The organism is Thermoleptolyngbya sichuanensis A183 (assembly GCF_013177315.1).
Lineage (GTDB): Bacteria > Cyanobacteriota > Cyanobacteriia > Elainellales > Elainellaceae > Thermoleptolyngbya > Thermoleptolyngbya sichuanensis.
The window spans coordinates 4,811,821-4,834,850 of sequence record NZ_CP053661.1 but is presented as its reverse complement, the minus strand read 5'-3'; the positions used below and the strand labels follow the sequence as shown (position 1 = coordinate 4,834,850).

The window sequence follows — 23,030 nt, the reverse complement described above, 5'->3', positions numbered from 1 at the left end:
GTAAGAAATGTTGAAGCTAAAACACTAGGACTGACTCAGCGTATCAGAAAGGTAGTCCGCTGTGGTTTCCAGCAGGGCGATCGCATTTTCGTACATCATGCGCGTCGGGCCCAGCATTCCCAAACTACCGACGGGCACACTGCCCCGATGGTAGGTGGTGGAAATCAGCGTGCAGCCGCGCATCGGTTCTAGCGGGTTTTCGGAACCGATGCGAACCATCACGCGGCGATCGCCCCCCTCCGAATCAGCCTCAAAAATCAGCGGCCAGAGCTGGTCTTGCTCTGCTTCCAGCACATGCAAAATCGTCTGCACCTGGTGTAGTTCGGAAAACTCCGGATGTCGCCGCAGCACCTCAGCTACACCGCTGATGAAAATTTGGGTAGACACGGGCGACTGGGTGCGCCGCTCCAAGTCTGCCAGCGACCCCCGCAGCACGTTGGCATATTGCTCAAACTCGCGCCCCAATTCTGACCAGTCCAGCGAGGCCACATCACCGAGCGATCGCCCCCTTAAATGAGCATTCAAAAAGTTCGACAAAACCTGTAGCTCCCGCTCCAGCAGTTCTGGATCATCTGGAGATTGGGCAGAATCGGCAGGCGCTTTGGGCAGATCCACCACCACCGACTGCGTTTTGTAAGAATCCAGCACCACAATCAGCATCAGCCGTCCCGGATCAATCTGCACCAGTTGCAAATGGCGCACCTGAGCCACTGTGCTTTGGGGCATCGTCACCAGCGCAATATAGCCGCTGAGCGTCGAGAGAATCTGCGCTGCGCCATGCAGCACGGCTTCTAGGCTCCAGCCTTCGGCATCAAGCTGTTGCGCCAGCACGCGATCGACCCGGCGGGCAGCCTCCTCCGATGGGATCATCAGCTGATCCACATACACCCGATAGCCCGAATCGGACGGCACGCGCCCCGCTGAGGTGTGGGGCTGATAGAGCAGACCCTCGCGCTCCAGATAGCCCATCACATTGCGAATCGTCGCCGAACTGACGCGGGGATTAAATTCTTCCACCAGCGCCTCAGAGCCAACGGGTCGAGCCGTGACAATATACTGACGCACCGTAGCGCTGAGTACCTGCTGCTGGCGATTATTAAGCTTGACTGGAGTAGCCATCTCAGCCTGATTTCTTATGGATTTCTTAACGTATTGATGTGATCGTAATTTAGCGCCTCCGAGATTGTCTATGCGTAGCCAGACATACTAAGCCAGAGATCCGCAGAAGAAAAGGCAGAAGCGGGAAGGAATCCCCAAAGATCTGACAAAAACAAAATTGCCTCTCGACGGTGTGGCACAATACCTGTCTAATTGGGCCCTAGAATCCATCTTTTAAAGCGCAATGTGCAACTTTCAAGCCCTCATCCCCCAACCCCTTCTCCCAGGTCGGGAGAAGGGGAGCAAGAGAGGCTTGAAGCCCCTCTCCCAGAGCGGGGGAGGGGCTGAGGCCTTCGGCATACCAGAAAAGGGTGAGGGGGATCGGTAAAGTTGCATATCCCGTTCTTTATCTCAAGGTTGCTGAGGCAGTCTGGGTCGGCCGATCTATTGCTTTGCGACTCCAAACCTCTTCTGAACTTCTTCCCAATATTGCTCTAAGTGCTTATGTCTACCCCTTATCCCCGCGACCTGATCGGCTATGGCCGCCACACGCCCGATCCACGCTGGCCCAATCAGGCCCGTGTGGCGGTGCAGTTTGTAATTAATTACGAAGAGGGCGGCGAAAACTGCATTCTGCACGGCGATGCGGCATCGGAAGCGTTCTTATCAGAAATTGTGGGTGCGTCGCCGCTGCTGGGGGTGCGCCACATGAATATGGAATCGATTTATGAATATGGCAGTCGGGCGGGTTTTTGGCGGCTGCATCGGCTGTTTACCCAGCGGCAACTGCCTGTGACGGTCTATGGCATTGCAATGGCGCTGGAACGTAATCCAGAGGCAGCGGCGGCAATGGTGGAAGCTGGATGGGAAATTGCCAGCCACGGCTATCGATGGATCGACTATCAATATGTCAGCGAAGAGGTGGAGCGGGAACACATCCAAAAGGCGATCGCCATCCAGACCCAGGTCACAGGCAGCCGGCCCCTCGGCTTTTACCAGGGGCGCATGAGTCCTAACACGCGGCGACTGGTGGTGGAAGAGGGGGGCTTTCTCTACGATGCCGACAGCTATGCCGACGATTTGCCCTATTGGGTGCATGACTATGGTCGCCCCCACTTGGTGATTCCCTATACCCTCGACAACAACGACATGCGGTTTGCCACTGCCCAGGGTTTTAACTCTGGCGACCAGTTTTTTGCCTACCTGCGCGATGCCTTCGATGTGCTGTATGCCGAGGGAGCCGACGCGCCCAAGATGATGAGCATTGGCCTGCACTGTCGGCTGGTGGGCCGCCCTGGACGCGCCGCCGCCCTGGCCCGCTTCCTTGACTATGTGATGCAGCATGATCGGGTGTGGGTCTGTCGCCGGATTGATATTGCGCGGCACTGGCACGAGCATCATGCGCCCGTCTCTCTGTAAACCGATCTCTGTAAACCGATCTCTGTAAACCGATCTCTATGTAAACCTGTTTCTGGATAAACCTGTTTCTGGGTAAAACGGTTGCAGAGTTAACAGCTTGTCTCCAGGTATAAGCAATTCCGGGTTGAAGTTGAGTTTTTCATTACGAATCCAATTCGACCTGAGGGGCGATCGCGGTTGCAGGGCAAAAGTTTTCCCGTAGTATCAGAAATAGGGTTAGCCCGTAGGCAATTATTGCTATCGGATTCTAGAACTGGGCGACCCCCTACTGCCGTTTCAAGTATTTTGAGAGGACTGTTGCATGGCAACCTACAAGGTTACGCTGATCAACGAAGCCGAAGGGCTGAATACCACGATCGAAGTGCCCGATGATGAATACATCCTCGATGCGGCGGAAGAGCAAGGCATCGACCTGCCCTACTCCTGCCGTGCGGGTGCTTGCTCGACCTGCGCTGGAAAAATCAAAGAAGGCACCGTAGACCAGTCTGACCAGTCTTTCCTGGACGACGACCAAATCGAAGCAGGCTACGTGCTGACCTGCGTTGCCTACCCCACGTCTGACGTAGTGATTCTGACCCATCAGGAAGAAGAGCTGTACTAAGCTGCTGGCTGTTTTTGAATTGGTTTTTGAACTTAAAACGGGCTGTCTTTTCGAGCAATTAGCTCTGTGAAAAGGCGGCCCTTTTGGTTTTAATTGGGCTGGGTTGGCGGTTTAACTTCGGAACAGGAGTTGTCAAAACGAACTCATAACGAGTATGATTTAGAAAGATTGTATCGAGAAGGTTGCATTCGGGATGGTTCAGGATCACTGGGTCAGGATCTCTGGGGGCGATCGCCCTTCCTAGACTGCCTGCCAGCAGCGACTACCTGCCAGTAACGACTGCCTGCCAGCAACGCAATGAAGCGGTTTCTGGTCGGTCAACTGACGCGAGGTAGAGCCGTAACCCCTGGCAAACGTCTCTTTGGAAGGATGAAGATCTCATGAAAGTGCTGGAAACTAGAATCAACTGAAGATTTTGGAGCAGTGCGGTTGGGTTGTGAGTGTGTTGGCTCTGGGGGGTTGATTTGTGAGGGGAGGGGTTCTTCATTGAGAAGATGCCTTTGTATCCCTGAGCCGCTGCCGGACTGCTCTGTGTCGCTCTATCAGTGACTAGCTAAGGGTTCTGGATCATTGCTTGAGTTGCTGAACGTTTGGACTGAATTTGGATAATCGTTAACTAGCGAGGTTTGCGTATGACAACGACACTAGAGGCTCGTCAAACTGCTTTGGTTAAGGCGCTGAATCGCGAGCAAGCGAATACGCTGGTCGCCTATTTGAACTACAAAAAGTATCACTGGATGACCTACGGGCCGCTGTTCCGTGACCTGCACTTGCTGTTTGAAGAACATGGCAACGAGATTTTTGCCATGCTAGACGAGCTAGCTGAGCGGAGCTTGATGCTGGATGGCACGCCGATTGCCGATCCCGCAGACTATCTGCCTGCGGCTACTGTGAAGCCGTCTAAGGGCAAGCTAAAGGTGCGGGAGATGGTGGAAGAGGCGATCGCCACTCACGAACATATCATCACGGAAATGCATGAAGATGCTGAACTAGCGGATGATGCGGGCGATATTGGCACTGCCGACTTGCTGACCCGTCTGGTGCAGGTTCACCAAAAGCATCGCTGGTTCCTGAAGGAGATCTTGAAGCAGGGCGATGGCCTGCTGGATAACTAGATCCGTATTTTGGGTTGACTTTTGATTGTTGACTTTTGATTAGTGCGATCGCCCAGATAGCTTGCCAAGCAGCAGGTTCGTCTGGGCGATCGCGCTTTTTTGCGAACCCTTGTGCGCCTTTTTCTCGCATTTCTACGGAGGGCGATCGGATCTTTTTTGAAAAAAGGGCGATCGCCTCCGAAATTCTACGAAGCCCTGGTGAAGTTAATCCCTGCGAGGCACGATAGCTTCGCAGCATACACAGCCGTTACGTTTTCGATACGCATACCTTACGCATACCTTACGCATATCTTACGCATGGGCTACGCATAAGCCGCGTACTGTCTACGCAACGTCAAACTTACCCATACAAAAGTACCCATACATAGGATAAGGAGTCTGCACCTTATGGTGACTATTCAAGAAAAGCGCGAATTGGTGAACCAAACCCGCGAAACCAACCGTGCCGTTCAGGTTTACGACTATGCCGACCTCAGTGGCGTGGCGATCAACCTGCCTTCTAGTCAGCGCGTGAAGCTGACGGGGATCGTCGGCGACGGACGGGCCCAAATCAAAGAGCCTGTGATTGGCTGGGTCAACGCGACTTTCCTCAGAGTCCCCACCGAGATCCGCAAGGGCGCACGCTATCGGGTTCGGATGACCAGCGCACCCAACGGGCTGCTGGCCTACTGGGAGCCGGGCAAAGCCCAAAACGACGGCCCCGCAGGTGGCGCAACGGTATTCCTGACGGAGCCGCAGGATAGCTACGTCGAGGGTGGCCGCAGGTTTGTTCGCGTGTTTTATACGGGCAAAGCCAATAATGAGCGCATTGGCTATGTCTCTCAGGGGCCCATCGGCAGCACCTTGGGACAGCCCAACAGCAACTTTGAGGGGCCGCTGTAGGCGCTCGCCTTTGCCCATCAAAGTTTGATCGGAAGTTCAACTGATTTAACTCATCCAGTTCGGTAGCGCCGTTGGGTCTTGCTCTCTCAGACTCCGACGGCGCTTTCTTTTGGAACTTATGCAGTTGGAAGAATCTCTCGCCTAATTAAACCTAAAATTTAATGAACTCGCGTCAATTTGCGTGATGGATTCCTCACTTGTGGGAGATTCGGCGCTATAGTCAGGCGGGGGAGAATGGTATAGGGTTTAGATCAAATAGCATGGCACGCAAGCGAGTTAAGCCGCAAAGACGTTTTACTGCGTCGAGTAGGGCATGGGAGAAAAGCAATATGGACAACCAGACCGACACGAAAACCACCTCCACCCTGGAGCGAACCGACGCATCAGCACCGGATCCCGTGGCAGAAAAAGGCGCTGAGACGGCGAGTGCTGAGGCGGCGAGTGCTGAGATGGAGCGTGGGGCGATCGCCCCTGAACCTGCCCCGGAACCCGCCCCTGAACCTGCTCCCAATGCAGTGCCCGATCTGCAAGCTGCCCTGGAAGCCTCGCAGGCCAACGAAGCCATTCTCCAGCGCAAGATTGCAGCCCTAGAGACCGAGCTAGCCGCCCAGCAGGCTCAGATCGACCAGCTTAAAGCAGAAGCCGCTGCTGCCGCCCAACTCAAGACTGAACTGGATGAAACCAAGCGCGTCATCGTGCAACTGACAGAGCTAAACGCCAAACTCAGCGAAGAAGCCAAAGCTGCTGCCGCTCTCCAGCCCCTTGCCGCCGCCGCCGCCCAGCCCGCGCCTCAATCCGCGCCCAAACCTGCCGAACAATCTGCGCCTGCTCCTCCAGTCTCTGCCCCCCGCAAAGAGGTGCATCCGGGACACGAACCGTCGCAAACCTCCCAGCTAGAGCTACGGCGCACGCTGCAATCGCCCCCGCCGCTGCCTGGCCCCGTCGCTCCATCTATCAGCAATGACGAAATTGGCTGGGTGGACTAAAACCCATCGGTTGGTGACGAAGGCGGGTTGGCTTGCCCTACTGCATTCGGTCAATAGTGCGGTACTGAATTGCTTCGGCAACGTGAGCAGTTTGCAACCCCTCTTCGCCCGCCAGATCGGCAATCGTGCGGGCAACTTTTAGGATGCGATCGGTGGCGCGGGCCGACAGCCCCAGCTTGCGAATCGCCCCTTCCAGCAGGGCTTGCGTGGTGTCGTCCAACTGACACCATTTCCGCAGGTGGCGGCTCTGCATCTCAGCATTGCAGCGCAGCCCTTGGCTTTGGAGCCGCGCCTGGGAGCGACTCCGCGCCTGCTGCACCCGCTGGCGCACCGTCTGAGAATCTTCGCCTTTAGGCTGCTGGATCATTTCCTCAGGCTTCAGTCGATTCACCGCCACTTGCAGGTCAATCCGATCCATCAGCGGCCCCGACAGCTTGGCCCAATACTGCTCGCGGCTGCGGGGAGAGCAAGTACAGACCTGCACCGTGTCGCCAAAATAGCCGCAGGGGCAGGGGTTGGTGCTGGCGACCAGAGTGAACTGGGCAGGAAAAGCGACGGACTGGCGCGTGCGGGAGATGGTGACGCAGCCATCCTCAAGCGGCTGTCGCAGAAACTCTAGGACATCCCGCTTAAATTCTGTGAGTTCGTCCAAAAAAAGCACGCCTCTATGGGCAAGGGAGATTTCTCCGGGGCGAGGGAAACTGCCGCCGCCGACCAGCGACGGGCCCGAAGCAGAGTGGTGGGGACTGCGAAAGGGGCGATCGCACACCAGGCTGCCTCTTTCCTTCAGCAGGCCGGCGACGGAGTGGATTTGCGTCACCTCCAGCGCTTCCTCAAAGCTCAGCGGCGGCAAAATGCCGGGAAGCCGTCGGGCCAGCATGGTTTTGCCACTACCCGGCGGGCCCACGAATACCAGATTATGCCCCCCAGCGGCGGCGATTTCTAGGGCGCGGCGGGCCTGGGCCTGACCTTTCACGTCTTTGAGGTCTAGACCCGTAAAGGGCGATCGCGCGAGTTCTTCCGTCGCATTCACCTGGAGCGGCTGATAGCGATCGGGATGGTTTAGAAAATCTGCCACCTCCGACAAATGCTGGAAGCCGTATACGTCGATGCCCTGCACCAGGGCAGCTTCGCGGGCATTGTCGGCGGGCACCACGATGCCGCGCATTCCCAGTTGCTTGGCCGTAGCGGCGATCGCCAGCACCCCCGCCACAGCCCGCAGCGACCCATCCAGCGACACCTCCCCCAGCAGGATAAACTGCTCTAACAACTGCACATTCACTTGCTCTGATGCCGCCAAAATGCCCATGCTAATCGGCAAATCGAAGCTGGGCCCCTCTTTTCGCAAATCCGCCGGGGTCAGGTTAACCACCACCCGCCGCATCGGAAAAGCATAGCCTGCGTTCTTCAATGCCGCCTTAACGCGCTCTTTGGACTCCTGCACGGCTGTATCGGGTAGCCCCACCACCACGATCGCAGGTAGCCCCCCAGCGATATCCACCTCCACGCCTACCTTCATCGCGTTGATGCCGATCAGCGAAGCGCTCCAAACTCTTGCTAGCATGATCCACCCTGTTGTCTTCAGTCCTCAGAATTCCCGAAAGGGTAGGTCGGGGAACAGGGGTGATGACTCCGTAGCGCCAGCGCCAGAGAGGTTGGGGGTTGCCCAGCGCTGAGTCTTTTGGCTGGGGCGATCCTCTTCCTTCAGTCCCAATTCGCCAAGCCCACGATCCAGATGAAATCGCTGGAAGCCCTGCAGGCCATTGGACGCGGAATCCAAAATCGCCCATCTAAAATCCAAAATCGATCCAACGGTGGGTTGTTTATGATGGTTGAGACATGCCCTCTGAGAAATGCTTTCTCTCCGATTCCCTATGAGCCGCTCTGTTCGATTGTCCAAGCGTTTTCAATCCAAGCGTTTTCAATCCAAGCGTTTCCAACCTGCTGCGTCGTCCTCCTCGCTGCCGTGGTACGGGCTGGGGCTGGCGGGCATTTTTGGGGTGTCGCTGGCGCTGCGGCTGTGGGGGCTGGGGCGGTTCAATACGCTGGTGTTCGACGAGGTGTATTACGCCAAGTTTGCGGCGGCGTTTTTGCAGGGACAGCAGGAGTTTGGCGGCCACCCGCCCCTCAGCACGTACCTGATCGCGGGCGGCATCTGGCTGTCGGAGCGACTGGGCTGGGGCGGCCCAGAAACCTACAACGGCCTCAGCGGGCTGTATGTTTCAACCATTAGCTATCGCTGGCTGAACGCAGTGACCGGGGCGGTGATTCCGCTGGTGTTGGGGGCGATCGCCCACCTGCTGACGGGGCGAAAGGCGATCGCCCTGCTGACGGCGCTGTTGGCAGCCTGCGAAGGGTTCTTACTGGTCGAATCGCGCTATGCGTTGAATAATGTCTATCTAATCTTATTTGGGCTATTGGGCTGGTGGTGTTTGCTGCGATCGCTCCACAGGCTGCATTCCGCCAACAAACTCACCCCCGTTGTCTGGCTGAATCTGGTGCTGGCGGGCATAGGCTTCGGCGCGTCGGTGGGGATCAAGTGGAACGGCGTAGCGTTTCTGGCGGGGGCGTACCTGCTGTGGATAGTGGCATGGGGAATGCAGCGGTTGCAGCAGCACGGATTGCCCAGCCTGCCCTTTGCCCCGCCGCTGTCGAGCCTGTCTCACTTAAATGCGGGCGTGTGGGCGCTGAGCATGGCGGGAATTCCTTTTCTGACTTACTACCTGAGCTGGCTGCCCTATATTCAACTCGACCCCAGCACCAGCTTTGCAGGCTGGCAAAACCGCATTTTGGACTACCACAGCCGCGTCGGTGGCATGGACGCTCACCCCTACTGTTCGCCTTGGTATACCTGGCCGCTGATGCTGCGTCCGGTTGCCTACTTTTACAAAACAGCGGTGCCGGGCGATCCCGTCCCTGTGGTCGGGCCCGATGCGCCCACGGCGGCTGGAGACTTGATTTACGACGTTCACGCGATGGGCACGCCGACCCTGTGGTGGCTCTCGACGCTGGCTGTGGCGCTGCTGGCGGGTGCGGTGGGCTACTGGCTGTGGCACTGGGGGCGATCGCTCTGGGCTGCCCGGTCGGGCCAGACCGAACCACTCCTGCTGCCACCAGCGACGCAAGGATATCTCAGCGCTGCGGCGTTTGTGGTGGGCAACTGGGCCGTGCAGTGGCTGATGTGGATGCGGGTCACGCGCTGCACGTTTCTCTACCACTACATGAGCGCGGAACTGTTCACGGTGCTGGGGCTGGCGCTGGTGCTGGATCGCTGGCTGCGGAATGCTCAGTCTGGGTCGCGTTGGCTGGCGCGGGGGGCGATCGCCCTCGTGCTTCTCGGCTTTATCTTCTGGATGCCATTGTTTCTGGGACTGCCCCTCTCTGCGGACGGGCTACAGATGCGCCGCTGGCTGCCGTCATGGATTTGAAACTAAACGCTCTACCCCTCTTCCCTCTTCATTCTTCGTTCTTCGTTCTTCCCTCTTCCCTCTTCATTCTTCTTCTGCACCTCTGATAAACAGAGCGCGAAACACAGGTTCCCGTCGAGCAAGGGTGGACGACTCACGCTCGGTGGCAACGGGCAGCGGGTTGTCGGGGAGCCATTCGGCCGATTGGCGCTGAAATGCGGGATGTTCCTGGAAGCGATCGCACATTTCCGCCGCCACTGCTTCGACATCCGATTGCAGAAACACCACACTGCCGGAGGGCATATGGTTCGCCAGCGTTCGCACCATGCTGGGCTGCACAACGCGCCGCTTTTGGTGTCGCTTTTTGAACCAGGGGTCGGGAAACTGGATGCTGACGCGCTGGAGGCTGCTGGGTGGGAGCGATCGCAGCAGGGGTTCCAGCGAGTTGCTGGCGTTGCAAAAGAGATAGTGCAGGTTTCCCAACGCCTCCTCGTCGCGCCATTTCAGCGCTTGCTCGACCAGCGGCTCACGAATCTCCAGCCCCAGGAAATTCCAGTCTGGCTCGATTTGCGCCATTTTTAGCAAAAACACGCCCCGCCCACAGCCAATGTCCAGATGCAGCGGTCGAGCTGGGTGAGTGAAGACTTGCGACCAGTCTGGCGGCTGGATGGGCTGCTGGTACTTTTGGCTGAGCGGGTTGACGTGCTGGCGAACGCGGACAACGGGCATGGGAAAGGATGCCGATCTTGGATTTTGGGATTTTGGATTTTAGAGTTTGGGCGGCGGCAGGGTGAGGGATTGAGCAGGGATTGAGCAACGATATACGCCTTATACGCCTGCATGGCCGATGGCCAGCGCGGCGACCAGCATCCCCAACACCAAAAACGGCTGGGCGCTGGCTTGATATTTCACGTCGTTTTTCAGCGGGTCGCGCAGAAAGTACATATCCTGAAACACGATTTGCGGAATCACCAGCAAAATCAGCAGCACGGCGTAGAGATTTTGCCCGATGCTCATCAGGTACGCCGCGATGCCGCCCTGAAATACGTCAATCATCAGGACGCAAATCCACGCTGCTGTGCCGATACCAAACATCACGGGCAGCGACTTTAGACCAAGCTGGCGATCGCCCTCCACGCTTTTGAAATCGTTGACCACGGCGATGCCCAAGCCTGCCAGACTATAGAACAGCGTCAGCACCATCACCGTCGGCGACAGTCCTCCAAATAGCGCCTGGCCCGCCCACCAGGGTAGCGCGATATAGCTAGCCCCCAGCGCATAGTTGCCCAGCCAGCCGTTTTTCTTTAGCTTCAGCGGTGGCGCGGAGTAGATATAGCTGAGGAAGGAGCCAAAGAGGGCGATCGCCGTGATTTGCGGAAACTCGTGCCCGGCCCATTGGTCGAGTGCGTAGGCGATCGCCAGCCCTGCAAACAGCAGCACCAGAATTTGCGCCTTTACCTGCGGCACCGAAATTGCGCCAGAGGGAATCGGACGGTAGGGTTCGTTAATCGCGTCGATGTCGCGGTCGTAGTAATCATTAATGGTTTGCGTGTAGCCTGCCAGCAGCGGCCCCGAAAGCAGCATACAGGCCGCCGAAATCAGCACATTCTCCAGCGTCCAGGTGTAGTTGCCCGACGCGGCCGCACCGCACACCACACCCCAGATCAGCGGAATCCAGGTAATCGGCTTCATCAACTGGAGGCGGATCTTCCAGATATTCGTCTCGCCCGACTTTGCGCCCTTCATGCCCAAAAGCTGACGCGCCGCCGAACCCGCCTCGCTAGCGACTTCTGATGCACCGTTCGATGCCCCATCTGCTGCTGCTTCCATCGGCGACATCGGGGCTTCAGATTCGGGAATCGAAGAAGGGGTTGTGGACTCGGACATAAGGGTTTATTGGGTTAGGGATTCAGAGGTCAGAATTCGGGAAGCGGGCTGCAAAACTGGCATCCTGCACCCGATACTTTACCCGACACTTCATAATATTGCGTTTAGATTGCGTTTAGTTCACCGATTGGGCGTTTTCAGGTAGCCCACTGTCTCCATCGTCTATTGTGAAGCTATCCCCGCCGCTTTGCCAGCGCTCGGCCGAAATTTTGCCTGCCGACTCTCATCTCTCAACCCCTCACCCCTCGACCCCTCAACCCATGCAGTCTGAACGTTCCACCCCAAGGGCGATCGCCCCTGCTGCGTTCACCGTCCACCTGCCCCCGTCGCTGCCCATGACCGACGAGCAGTTTTTTGAGTTTTGCCAGGTCAATCGCGACTTGCGAATCGAACAAAATGCAGATGGAGATCTAGTGATTATGTCGCCTGTTGGTTCTGGCACTGGCAATCGCGAAGCAGGCATTATTGGTCAGCTTTATGTTTGGAACGAGCAAACTGGGCAGGACGTTGTGTTTAGCTCCAGCGCGGGGTTCAAGCTGTCTACCGGGGCAAAGCGATCGCCCGATGCGGCGTGGATTCGGCTGGATCGGTGGAACGCGCTGACCCCAGAACAGCAGGAGCAATTTGCGCCGATTTGTCCCGATGTGGTGATTGAGCTGCGATCGCCCAGCGACAGCCTGGAAACCCTGTAAGCCAAAATGCGCGAATATCAGCACTTTAGTTTGGACTAATGGTGAAGAGGAAGGCAGTCAATGAGAAGCACCGACTGCCGTAAGGTCAATGAAGTACAACCAACATTGACCCCATGATTTTCAACGAACTTCAGCAATTTCGCCAAACGTTGTATGCCAGCTTGGGAAACGCCAGAGATGCCCTGTTTGATCTGATGGATGCCGTGTTAGTGAGTGCGTGCATCGTGTCGTTTGTGAGGCTATCGCAGAGTCCTGTCTTTCGTCGCCAGTGGTCGAGCACCTATGAAGCGTTGCGCGATAGCCGCCTACCCCGATCAAAGGTGCTGAAGCTGTTGGTGCAGCAGATACCGACTCAGCAGCAACCGTTGTTGGCAGGTGATGCGAGTCGGTGGAACCGTCCTGCTGCCAGGCGTTTGAAAGACCGCACCTTATCAGGCAGAACAGGACATGCCCCGATAGCCGGACAAAACTACAGTACCTTAGCCTGGATTGCTGAAGACAGGGGCAGTTGGGCATTACCATTGCGGCATGAGCGCATCACCAGCTTTGAAACACCCGCCAGTAAAGCGGCATTCCAACTCAAACAAGTGACTCGGCAGTTAGCGGTGCGTCCGTTGGCGATCTACGACCGAGGGTACGGCAATGCCAGTTTTGTCAACCAAACGGCAGGGATTGAGGCAGACTTGCTGCTGCGGGTTACATCCAATCGATGTGTCTATGGCGCGCCCCCAGCGTATCGAGGGCGAGGCGCACCTGCCAAGCATGGACATAAGATGAAACTCAATGACCCTGACACTTGGAGTGTCCCGGTCGAAACCGTTGAAGTCGATGATCCCAACTGGGGACGAGTGCGGGTCAGTCGTTGGAGTGCATACCATTTCCGCAAATCCCCCAAACGGGCAATGGAAGTGTTGCGCGTGGAGGTGCTGGAGACACAGAGCAGCACGCGACGCTTGGCTCCTTTGTGGTTAGTTTGGCTGGGTGAGCAGATGCCTCCGTTAGAAACCCTGTGGTTGCACTACCTCCGTCGCTTTGCCATTGAACACTGGTATCGCTTTGCCAAGCAGAGGCTATATTGGACACATCCCCAGTTCAGTTCTGTATCGGCAACCGAACAGTGGAGCAGCCTGATGCCGTTGCTCAGTTGGCAGTTGTGGTTAGCGCGAAAGGACTGTACTGACCACCCCTTGCCCTGGCAGGCACCGCAAGAAACGTTGACTCCGGGTCGGGTCGCACAAGCGTTTGCAGGCATTTTGGCAGCGATTGGCACCCCTGCTCCTGCGCCTAAACCTCGTGGTAAATCGCCAGGACGAGGCAAGGGGCACAAGCCAACTCCTCGTCCCTGCTATCCGATGGTCAAAAAACGAGCCTCGAAACGCAAGACATCCGAACAATCCCTGAACAGTCCGGTTGCAACAGCAGCTTAACTGCGAGCAGGATTGTATCCAATTCCTTAAGTTCAACTGTTATGAACGGTTGAGCAGATTCTTTATGGCATCCTGTTGAGCATTATTGTGATGCCAGTTAGTCCAAACTAAAGTCAGCAGGAACCGGGCTTTCAGTTGGGCTGGCTGCTGGATCGGGGCGATCGCCGCGCCTATATCTACCGCCCCAGTGAGTCGGTGCAGATTCTAGAAAACCCCGACTCCCTCAGCGGCGACCCCGTGCTGACAGGGTTCCGGCTGGACTTGAGCAAGGTTTGGGGATGAGCTGAACAATGCACAATAGTTAATAGTTAATGCGGCTAGAGAAGACCAGCCAAAGCTTTTTTCAGCCTTTCTCCAGACAGATCAAGCCAGTTTGTTTACTGTACTTGCAACGCTTTGTGAATACTCTCAACAAGCCTCTCAATAAAGTCAACCGCATCACCAACTAGCACCTCATCAATATTCCATCGACTGCCAATATTAAAAGTTGGGTCAATGTCAGCTTCATGAGCAATTTTATTTCTTCGATCAACGATCGAATTTAACTCTTGTTTGATATCTTTTGCAGGCTTACTCATTTGAATAGCTACTTCGTCCCACAATTTTTTATCTGAAATGTACCTGATAGCTTCAGCAATTTTGTCTGCTTGCTGAAAGCTTTGATATCCTAAACGCTCTCTAATTTCACTTTCTAGCCAAGACGTATTATTCAACTTATTAAGAATACTGCTTGATATTATGGGAATCAAATCTGAAATTGTATGAGACTTCTGGAGAAACTCATACCCCTGAATTTGCTGCATTTCAGCCTCAAGCCAAGAAGCAATATCAATTGCTGTCAATCGATCTTGACGCGCACCACCCAGCGAGACTTGAAAGCGTGAGAACGCTGATTGAGCAGTGTTTGCCGAAGGTGCTGGCTCAGAGCGATTTCCTCGATGAATTTCTAGCATTCCCAACGTCACAACTTCATGCACGTAGTAGTCTAATGCGCTTACAGCAAGAACGAGCGCAGCACGCAACATATCTGATATATCAAGTGCGCCAGTGGCTTGAGCCTTGATAGAGTTATGAAGCGCAATCAGGTCTCGAACGCGGTTAATGCTGATGCGAAACTGATCAAGCGCTGACTGCATACGTGAAGCTTTCGGAGCTTAGTGCAATAACTTTGTCTGCTAAATCTGAAAAGGTTTTCCTAAACTCTTCCTGCTTTTGCTGATTCTTCTCCAAGACCACACCTGTTTGTCTTAACTGCTCAGGGGTTAGGTCATAGACTGGAGTTCGATGTTCCTGGGATAGAGCAATTAGGCTATTAAAGTTAGAAATCTTTGCGAGAGAAAAGCTGTCTCCAAGACCCTGATCCCGATACACATAATCTGACAACATCATGTCGCTCTGTCTCAGAGTCGGAACCAGTTTTTCAGCAACAGACTTCTCAATCTTCTCAATCCAAGTTTGAAATGCAGCCGTCTCTTTACCTCGTATAATTCTATAGTTTTGCACAATTGTTCCTAGGAAGCGAAGCTTAACATTAGGAAAAGGGTAGTTAGCTTCTTTCAGAATCTGAAGCGAACTAGCTGACCTAGCCCAGGCATGCCATCTAGGCAAAACCTTAACTAGAGAGTCAATTGCCATTACAGAGAAAAAGTCAGCAGTAGTTGGCACTACGAAAAAATCGCTGATCATCAGTAAGTTCTGATTGATTGAGCCTAAGCTAGGACTCATGTCAATCAGAATATAATCTGCATTAAACTTAGCTGCCGTCTTCTCAAACAAATCATTGATGGAACCTGGCAAGTTTTTAAGAGCTTGAATCGAACCACTTAACTCTTGAGCAATACCAAGTGTCACTTCATACTCTGCAAAGCCAACATGACCAGGTAATAGAAATAAATCATCTCGACCTGATACTGGAATACAATCAACAGCTTCAATGGCTCTGGGTTGTGACTCAAATGCAGGAGCTAAACCTGTCTTTATGTTTGATACTGTATTGTAGATTTCTTGAATCCGGGCCTCGTCATCTTCCGTTTCCTCGCCCAAGGCCATGCCTGTGAGATTACACTGTGGATCGCTATCAACAAGAATGACCCTTTTCCCTTTTGAGGCAAGCATCCAGCCTAAATTGAAGGTGGTTGTGGTTTTGCTAACTCCGCCTTTGTGGTTGAATAAAGCAATTTTTTGAACCATTGCATCAAACCCTTGTGTAAGATTGCGATCGCCAGTTGCTTGAAATTAAGACAGATGAGGACAGTACGCTTAGATTTCTGCCTCAGTATAGCTTGAGGCTTTCGGGTAAAAAGCTTGCCCCAAAAACCTACGCTGCTTGCGACTGTCCTAGCTCCGTCAGGAACTTTAGCGCCTTCACCATCGCGTCGGCGATGGCGGTCGGCGGCAGTTCATAGAAGGCTGGCCAGGCTTGACCTTTGCGCTCGTCGTAGCGGTTGGCATCTTCGGGATGCCGTTCTAGCCAGGCGATGCGGACAGCGTGCCCGATGAACACGTCCAGCACGATGTATTCCTCGAACTGGAGATCGGGGTTCTGTTCGGCGATCGCCGCCAGGGCCATCAGCGCCTCCACGTTCACCTGGCGATACTCCGGAGCCTGGATTTTGTTCAGCAGGTGTTCGACTCGGAGCGCAAAGTTTGTCTCGCCGGGGGTCATTTCCAGCAGCAGTTCACTTTCCAGGCGGTTGCGCCGATCCAGCTTGTCGCCGATGACCAGTCCCTTGCAGTGCTGCAACACGCGCCACACGCAGCGGTAAAAGTCTTTGGGAACCTTGGTCAGTGCGCCTTCCATGCGGCGCTTTTTGGCCCAGCCGCCGCTGGCAGAGTCGCTCGCCGCCGTCTCTTCGCCGCTGGGTTCCACCAGTTCAGGGGCCACGGGCACGGCTGCCCACTGAATATTTTGCTGCTGGCGGATGTGCAGAGACTCCTGCTGGAAGAGAATGTCATTGAGTTGTTCATATTCCAGCAAGACTTTGTAGAGGCGCGTTTTTACCTCAAACGGGCTGAGCTGCATCAAATGCTCGTAGGCTTCATCCTGCGTCACGTCTAGTTCTCGCGCCAGTTCGCTAGTAATCAGCAGGATTAGATAGCCGACGCGCAGTGTGAGCATGCCCTTAAACAGGTGCGGGTCGGTCTTAATCAGCATACTCAGGTAGACCAGGATTTCCTGAGTCAGGGGGCGATCGCGCACGTCCTGCCTTACAAACTCGCGGATCTTGTCCATGATTTCAAAGGTGGACATGGGGCTGGTCATCAGCGAGTCTTCGCTGTAGGACTTGCCGACCGCAATCTGCTTTTGCCGCACGAGGATATCCGTCACCGCGTCCGACAGGTTCACGTCCACCTTATCGAGCAGGCCCGCCGCCTGACGGATAATGCCCCACAGCCGCAGTTGGCTGGCCTTGGCATAAATCTCGTCGAGCAGATCGGCAACGGTGAGCGATCGCCCTGGCCCGCCAAAGCCCGTGTCAAACTCCAGCCCCTCTAGCCGATTCAGCGCCTCCAGCACTTCGATTTGCTCGTAGAGGTTTTCGGAATGGCGCAGGCGTTCTAGCAGAGCAGGCACATCCGTTTCACGCTCCAGGCGAAACTCTTCGGCGCTGCTGAGCGGCTGGTTGCGGTCGGGGCGCAGCGTCAGGAAATAGGGGGTGGGCAGGGCATCCTGCACGGGTGAGGTCTCAAACACAAATTCGTGGATGAAATCGAACCGCTCGGTGCCTGCGGTTCGCATGAGTTCCTGCAAGCGGCCCAGCGTGACGGGAATGCCGCCGCAGTGCCCGTCGCGTAGCTCGCTAAATAGCTCTAGCAGCGGCTCTTTGTCGCGCAGCATGTCGTGGGTCAGCAGCAGCGTCATGGTGGGGCGGCCGAGGCGATTCCAGTGTCGCCAGATGTAGGCCACCTCAGCGCGGATTTGGGACACCAAGATGTGGTAATCGAGCGTTAGATAAAACTGCTGCTGATCCAGAAACGACGGCAAAAACACCATCGTTTCGCCCTTGATCTTGAAAATGCGGGAGGTGGTAAGGCTCCGCAGGCGGCGGATAGGGCGACCGCTCAGGCCCAGTTTGTCGTTGCGCCCGATCTGGGTCAGCACATCCGAAAGCTGGCCCGAGGTTCGCACCTGGGTTGGGTCGATCTGGCTGGGCGTTTGCGTGGCCACCCCAAAGGCGGCCAGTTCTGCCTGGAGTGCCTCATCTTCGGCTAGCAGGGAAATTTGCACCAGGGGTCTGGGATGCTGACCCAGGCGCAGGTGTTGCCCCAGGGGGTCGAGGTCGCCGGGGGCAATCAGCCCTTCCTGCAGGAGCCGACCGAGGAGATAGAGGCTCTGGGCCCAGACGAGGGGCAGGTTATCGTTGGGCAAGCGGGTTTGGCTGCCGGGGTGTTCGCGTTCGGGGGCGATCGCCTCTTGTGGCACGTAGTAAAGCTCTGGCAGCAGCTTCACTCCATCTTTCTCCACGCGCACTGCGTCCAGCTTTTGGCGATAGTCTTCGGCTTGGATGGTGTCGCCGCGAAACAGCGCGTCCAGATACAAGTAGGTAAAGAACAGCGGCCACTCGCACTCAATATGCTCAAAAGCTTTCAGTTCCCACGGTTCATAGTGCAGCCGCGTTGGGTCTTCGATGACGGTCTGGTGGCCATCCCGCAGGAATCGCTTGCAGCCGTAGCGGCCCTGGAGTTTGGTCACGACGTTATTGCGAGTCCGTTCCACCAGGCTCAGGTCTTCGACCGCGAAGGCGGGATAGCCAATGACGCTCAGCACCGCCGCGTCCACTTCTTTGGAAGCCGACTCGCGGGGCAGCAGCGATTCCAGCGTGTTGCGGGCGCGGGCGATTTCGTCCGGCAGGACGTGGATAATCGACGACTGGCTGCCGCGCACGCCAAACAGGTCGAGGCCGCTAATCGCCTCCAGCGCCGCCTTGGCCATGCCGACCGAGCTAGCGTTTAGCTCTGGGTTGCCGTGGTTAATTTTGTTGCCGCGCTCCCAGATGCCGTAGTCGGGGGTGCGATAGGCGCGGCCAATATAGTAGACGAGGTTTTGAATAAAGTTCACCTCGTCCAGCGTGAAAATAATTTGCAGCCCTGAAGCCGTCATCTGCGACAGCATCAGCAGGTAGATCGAGGTGGCATCGATTTGCAGGTGGCCCCAACCGTCGTCGCCGACCACTGTGTTGGTCGTTGCCAGGTCGTATTTGGCATGGAGAGCATCCAGTGGGTGCTGGGTTTGTTTGAACTTTTCAACCTTGTGCGCCTGCCGCATCATGGCAAACAGCAGCCCGCGCATCAGCTTGACGACGCTCTGCTCTAGCTCATAGCAGCGCCCCCGGTCTTCCCCAATGCGGCGATAGGCCAGCGCCAGCCCCCACACGCAGAGGATGCTGTATACGTTGTCGCGCACCCAGGCATCGGTGTAGTTGCCGTGGGAATTGATGGCGGTGCTGGCGGGGAGGAGTCCGGTGACCGGGTGCTGCCGCGCTAGGATAATCAGCTTTACCTCTTCGTAGTAGCGGTCAAGCTGGGACTGGAGGGTGCGAAGCGCATCGGAGGACGACAGACCCGACGGAGAAGAAGCTGGGGTGGACATAACCGCTGTGGCAGGGTTTAGGTTACTTGCCGCGTTTAATTATTGTAATTATTGAGCGTTTGCCGAATGGGAACCGCAGCACAGCTAGCAGAAACGAGCAGAAGGCGGTGCTGGGAAGGATAGAGCGATCGCCCTGTGGTTCAGGATATCGGTCTGGGGGCGATCGCCCGGATCAAAGCTAAATGAATCAAGCCAAAGGTTTATTAAAGACGGCAAATCGGGAAATTTTTCGTGAAGTGTTATGGGACTTGCGTACTCCTATTATTAAGCTTATTGAGCAATGTGCAAGCTTTCGCAGCAGCGCTGCAAAAGAGAATCGCTGCACAGCAGGCTGCACAACGACTTTGAGAGATTGAGTTGAAGGATTAAGTTGAGAGATTGAGCAGAAAGATTGAGCTGAGAAATCTCTCTGAGCAATCCTTAATAGCTGTCTTCTCCGGCGATCGCCCCGGCTTCGGCCGACTCCGCTGGGCTGGGGGAACCGCTCTGGGCGATCGCCGCTTCTCGAATGGCCTGCCAATGGCAGAACAAATCTAAACCGCTGAGATTGGCATTGAGATAGGTCTGAACGGCTTGGTCAAGCTCTTGCTGCGTTTGGGGAACAGGAATCTGGCACACAAAATCTGCCATGAAGACCTCCTTGGCGATGGGTCGCAAAACGTCAAAGCTGAGGCGATGTCTAGGTTCTCAGAAAACTTTTCAGAAAACTTTTCAGAAAACTGTCAGAACAGCCCATGTGCTTATTGTAGTCAGGGAATCTTGAAATAGTATCAAAAGATACAGTTTTTGAGACATTATTACAATTTCTCTAGAAACGCAACACATTCGACATGGGGCGTTTGCGGAAAGAAATCGACGGGCTGGGCGCGGGTGAGGCGATAGGTTCCGTTGGCACAGAGTCTCTTCAGGTCGCGGGCTAGGGTTGCCGGGTTGCAGCTCACGTAGGCAATGCGGTGCGGCAGTTGGCTGAGCAGCGTTTCCAGTACCAAGGCATCGCAGCCCTTGCGCGGCGGATCGAGCAGCACGACATCTGGCTGTTCGTCCAGCTTGGGCAGCAGTTCTTCGACCGTGCCCGCCTGGAACATCGCGTTAGCAATGTTGTTTTGATAGGCATTGGTCCAAGCTTGCTGAATCGACTCCGGATGTAGCTCGATGCCGATCGCCCGCTTGACCTGTCTAGCCAGGGGCAGGGTAAACGTGCCGATGCCGCAGTAGGCATCTACTAGGATTTCGTCGCCCTGGAGGTTGAGTTCGGAGGCGATCGCCCCTAGCAAGGCCTCCGCCTGCTCCGTGTTCACCTGAAAAAACGTCGTCGGTTGAATCTGAAACTCCAGCCCTGCAAAGATTTCCCGCAAATAGCTGCGCCCTGCAATGCAGCGCGTCTCTGGGCCAAAAATCACGTTCGTCTGCGCTGGGTTTAGGTTCAGCGCCACGCCTACCAGGTCGGGATAGCGCTGGAGCCACACCTCTGCCTGCTCCGCCAGCCCCACCAGCCCCACGTCGGTGCTCACCAGCGTCAGCAGCATTTCCCCGGTGTGTCGCCCAATCCGCAGCCCCAGATGGCGCAGCTTGCCCCGATGCAGCCGCTCGTCGTAGATGCTCCAGCCGCGGGTTTGAATATCCTGCTTCACCTCCGCCAGCAAAGGATTCAGCCGCGCATCCTGAATCGGGCACTGGTTTAGATTCACCAACTGGTGGCTGCCCTTCTGGTAATAGCCAGCGCGAACCTGGCCCGACTCGCCCCGGTCGAGGGGGTAGGTGGCTTTGTTGCGGTAGTTGAGGGAAAGCGCGGGGGAGGGGGAAAGGGGCAGAATGGGGGAGACTGGGGGATTGGCAAAGCCGCCGATGCGCTCTAGGTCTTGGGTGACGAGGTTTTGCTTGGCGACAAGCTGGGCGGCATAGCTGAGGTGTTGCCAGTGGCAGCCGCCGCACTTATCGGCCACAATGCAGGCGGGCCGGATGCGATCGCCCGATGGTTCCAATAGCTCATGCAGTTTGCCCTGGGCAAACTGTGGCTTGACGCGGATCAGTCGGGCCATGAGGCGATCGCCCACGGCCGTATCCGGCACAAACACCACCCGCCCGTCTACGCGCCCCACGCCGTCGCCGCTGTTGCTCAGGTCAGTAATCGTCAGTTCCACCAACTCGCCCTGCCGCCAGCGAGAGGGGGTATTGGGCTGGGCTGGTTGAGCGAGGGGGTCGGGCATGGGAGCGGGTCAAACCGGATTAGTTTGAAGGAGAGGGTTGATGCTGGAGACTCTCGGCAGGTGCGTGCAGGCTTGCCAAACTTCTCTGGACGGTGGCAGTTTCGGGGTGGGTCTTGCCGAGCCGCTGCTCCAGAATTTCGAGCGATCGCCGATAGAGCGTTTCTGCCTGCTCTGTTTGCTCCTGATCCTGATACAGGTTGGCCAGATTGTAGAGACTGGAGGCAACTTTGGGATGGTCGTCTCCAAGCTGCTGCATTCGGATTTCGAGCGATCGCCGATAGAGTTTTTCTGCCTCATCATAGCGGCCCTGCACCTTATACAGCAGCGCCAGGTTGTTAAGACTGGTGGCCACATCGGGATGATCGTCTCCAAGCTGCTGTCTGCGAATTTCGAGCGATCGCCGATACAGATCCGCTGCCTCCTCATAGCGGCCCTGCACGCGATAGAGCGTTGCTAGATTGTTCAGGCTGCGGGCGAGTTCTAGGGGGTCGATGCCCGGTTGCTCGCGGAGCTTGAGCGATCGCAGATAGAGCATCTCGGCTTCGTCGTAGCGGCCCTGATCCTGGTATAGCCCTGCCAAGCTGTGGAGGTCGGTGGCCACATCGGGATGCTCGACCCCGTAGAACCGTTCATCAATGGCGAGCGATCGCAGATAGAGCGCCTCGGCCTCGTCGTAGCGGCCCTGATCTTGATACAGCCCTGCTAGGTTGTGCAGATCGGTCGCCACTTCTAGATGGCGCGGGCCATAGACCTGCTCATCGAGGGCCAGCGCCCGCTGAAACAAAGGGTCCGCCTCGCAGTAGCGCCCCTCCGCCTGGTAGAGCAGCGCCAGGTTGTTGAGGGCGGTGGACACCTCAGGATGCGTCGGCCCCAGATGTTGTTCTCGCAACTGGAGCGATCGCCGAAATAACGGCTCTGCTTCGGCATAGCGCCCCTGCTTCTGGTAAATCGTGGCTAGGCGATCGAGGCTGCTGGCCAGATCTAGCGAATCGGCCTGCCGCAGTTGCCCCAAAAGTCCCTCAAACTCGGTCGTCAAATGCCGCAAGTCCTTCTGAGCATCGGCACTGGCCAGCACCTCCAGCGCGGGCAGCAGGTAAGTTTTGAGTAATTCCAGGTCGCTCATGCCATCCGCCCGCGCTGATCGAAACTGCTGCACCAGTTGCAGCGCCTGGAACCGGGCATCCTGAATTGGCGTGGTTGCGCCGTCCTCTTCGTCAGCGACATCCATAGAATCGCTCCACACCACCTCCGTCAGTGCCAGTCGGGGGCTAAACCAGCTATTCATATCCGGCATGGCGTGGATAGCAGTCTGAAAAAAGCTGGGAGTCATCCACCAGATCTGGCGCAGGGGAAGGCTGGCGTAGCGATCGCGGTGATAGTTGAGCAGTCGCAGCGCCTCTTCGAGCGGCACTTGGGGACTAAAGGCTCTGGCAAAGCCCGTAATCGAGACCACTCCGGGCGGCAACTGGCCAAGGCGCTCCAGCAGATCGGCTACGGCGATCGCTGGCGATTGGTTTGGCCGTAGCTCTAGGTCATACACCGGAATACCTCGCGGCTCCAGCGCAGCCCGCACCCGATTCATCACTTCCTGCCGCGAAAACTCCGAGCTATATTCCACCCGCGCCATGCCCGGCATCTCGCGCCCGCCCCACAGCACCAGTCGGGCGCTAATGTCGGCAATGCTGCCTGTTGATGGGGAAACCGGGTCTGCCATTGTCG

17 protein-coding genes and 2 pseudogenes are annotated in these 23,030 nt (G+C 56.2%); 9 read left to right on the top strand and 10 right to left on the bottom strand.

The window, feature by feature from the left end; translation table 11 throughout:
• Window positions 1-24: 24 nt before the first annotated feature.
• Window positions 25-1,119 (bottom strand): heat-inducible transcriptional repressor HrcA, encoded by a 1,095-nt coding sequence (gene hrcA / locus HPC62_RS19995; protein WP_172358215.1) that lies wholly within the window; start codon window positions 1,117-1,119, stop codon window positions 25-27.
• A 483-nt stretch (window positions 1,120-1,602) separates the two neighbouring features.
• On the opposite strand from hrcA, the gene puuE reads away from it, so the two are divergent.
• The 5 genes from puuE to HPC62_RS19970 all read left to right on the top strand — a co-directional run bounded on the left by puuE (window position 1,603) and on the right by HPC62_RS19970 (window position 6,101).
• Complete coding sequence (gene puuE / locus HPC62_RS19990) at window positions 1,603-2,517, top strand: allantoinase PuuE (RefSeq protein ID WP_172358214.1); 915 nt, start codon at window positions 1,603-1,605, stop codon at window positions 2,515-2,517.
• A gap of 301 nt (window positions 2,518-2,818) precedes the next feature.
• Window positions 2,819-3,118 (top strand): ferredoxin, encoded by a 300-nt coding sequence (locus HPC62_RS19985; protein WP_068507500.1) that lies wholly within the window; start codon window positions 2,819-2,821, stop codon window positions 3,116-3,118.
• Between the two features lie 632 nt (window positions 3,119-3,750).
• Window positions 3,751-4,233 carry a Dps family protein gene (locus HPC62_RS19980; protein WP_172358213.1) on the top strand — a complete coding sequence of 161 codons (483 nt, stop codon included), beginning with the start codon at window positions 3,751-3,753 and terminating at the stop codon, window positions 4,231-4,233.
• A gap of 387 nt (window positions 4,234-4,620) precedes the next feature.
• Window positions 4,621-5,115, top strand: coding sequence for a hypothetical protein (locus HPC62_RS19975; RefSeq protein WP_172358212.1), 495 nt, complete (start codon window positions 4,621-4,623; stop codon window positions 5,113-5,115).
• 329 nt (window positions 5,116-5,444) lie between these two features.
• A complete protein-coding gene (locus HPC62_RS19970; RefSeq protein WP_172358211.1) occupies window positions 5,445-6,101 on the top strand; it encodes a hypothetical protein in 657 nt (218 codons plus the stop codon).
• A 37-nt stretch (window positions 6,102-6,138) separates the two neighbouring features.
• Here HPC62_RS19970 and HPC62_RS19965 read toward each other — a convergent pair whose 3' ends face one another.
• On the bottom strand, window positions 6,139-7,665 hold the full coding sequence (locus HPC62_RS19965) for a YifB family Mg chelatase-like AAA ATPase (RefSeq protein ID WP_172358210.1): 1,527 nt from the start codon (window positions 7,663-7,665) through the stop codon (window positions 6,139-6,141).
• 310 nt (window positions 7,666-7,975) lie between these two features.
• On the opposite strand from HPC62_RS19965, the gene HPC62_RS19960 reads away from it, so the two are divergent.
• Window positions 7,976-9,529 carry a phospholipid carrier-dependent glycosyltransferase gene (locus HPC62_RS19960; RefSeq protein WP_172358209.1) on the top strand — a complete coding sequence of 518 codons (1,554 nt, stop codon included), beginning with the start codon at window positions 7,976-7,978 and terminating at the stop codon, window positions 9,527-9,529.
• A gap of 63 nt (window positions 9,530-9,592) precedes the next feature.
• Here HPC62_RS19960 and trmB read toward each other — a convergent pair whose 3' ends face one another.
• Both trmB and chlG read right to left on the bottom strand, forming a co-directional pair.
• Window positions 9,593-10,237 carry a tRNA (guanosine(46)-N7)-methyltransferase TrmB gene (gene trmB, locus HPC62_RS19955; protein ID WP_172358208.1) on the bottom strand — a complete coding sequence of 215 codons (645 nt, stop codon included), beginning with the start codon at window positions 10,235-10,237 and terminating at the stop codon, window positions 9,593-9,595.
• Between the two features lie 99 nt (window positions 10,238-10,336).
• Window positions 10,337-11,395 (bottom strand): chlorophyll synthase ChlG, encoded by a 1,059-nt coding sequence (chlG, locus tag HPC62_RS19950; RefSeq protein ID WP_172358207.1) that lies wholly within the window; start codon window positions 11,393-11,395, stop codon window positions 10,337-10,339.
• 335 nt (window positions 11,396-11,730) lie between these two features.
• Between chlG and HPC62_RS19945 the strand changes: the two are divergent.
• The 3 genes and pseudogenes from HPC62_RS19945 to HPC62_RS19935 form a co-directional block, all read left to right on the top strand.
• Window positions 11,731-12,084, top strand: a pseudogene (locus HPC62_RS19945) (Uma2 family endonuclease); the annotation flags it as partial.
• Between the two features lie 116 nt (window positions 12,085-12,200).
• A complete protein-coding gene (locus HPC62_RS19940; protein ID WP_172353244.1) occupies window positions 12,201-13,514 on the top strand; it encodes an NF041680 family putative transposase in 1,314 nt (437 codons plus the stop codon).
• A gap of 132 nt (window positions 13,515-13,646) precedes the next feature.
• Window positions 13,647-13,796 (top strand): annotated as a pseudogene (locus tag HPC62_RS19935) (Uma2 family endonuclease); the annotation flags it as partial.
• Window positions 13,797-13,891: 95 nt separating this feature from the next.
• Here HPC62_RS19935 and HPC62_RS19930 read toward each other — a convergent pair.
• From HPC62_RS19930 to HPC62_RS19905, 6 genes are all read right to left on the bottom strand, one after another.
• The gene (locus HPC62_RS19930; RefSeq protein WP_172358204.1) at window positions 13,892-14,650 is read right to left on the bottom strand and encodes a HEPN domain-containing protein; all 759 of its coding nucleotides are present in this window, start codon (window positions 14,648-14,650) and stop codon (window positions 13,892-13,894) included.
• Window positions 14,634-15,704, bottom strand: a complete 1,071-nt coding sequence (locus tag HPC62_RS19925; protein ID WP_172358203.1) for a ParA family protein — start codon at window positions 15,702-15,704, stop codon at window positions 14,634-14,636. The genes HPC62_RS19930 and HPC62_RS19925 overlap by 17 nt, the downstream gene beginning before the upstream one ends.
• A 127-nt stretch (window positions 15,705-15,831) precedes the next feature.
• Entirely contained in the window at window positions 15,832-19,104 is a 3,273-nt protein-coding gene (locus tag HPC62_RS19920) for a glycoside hydrolase family 15 protein (RefSeq protein ID WP_172358202.1), read from the bottom strand.
• Between the two features lie 420 nt (window positions 19,105-19,524).
• Window positions 19,525-19,734, bottom strand: coding sequence for a hypothetical protein (locus HPC62_RS19915; protein ID WP_172358201.1), 210 nt, complete (start codon window positions 19,732-19,734; stop codon window positions 19,525-19,527).
• 167 nt (window positions 19,735-19,901) lie between these two features.
• Window positions 19,902-21,311, bottom strand: coding sequence for a 23S rRNA (uracil(1939)-C(5))-methyltransferase RlmD (rlmD, locus tag HPC62_RS19910; protein WP_172358200.1), 1,410 nt, complete (start codon window positions 21,309-21,311; stop codon window positions 19,902-19,904).
• 19 nt (window positions 21,312-21,330) lie between these two features.
• Window positions 21,331-23,025 (bottom strand): tetratricopeptide repeat protein, encoded by a 1,695-nt coding sequence (locus HPC62_RS19905; protein ID WP_205371125.1) that lies wholly within the window; start codon window positions 23,023-23,025, stop codon window positions 21,331-21,333.
• Between the last annotated feature and the right edge of the window lie 5 nt (window positions 23,026-23,030).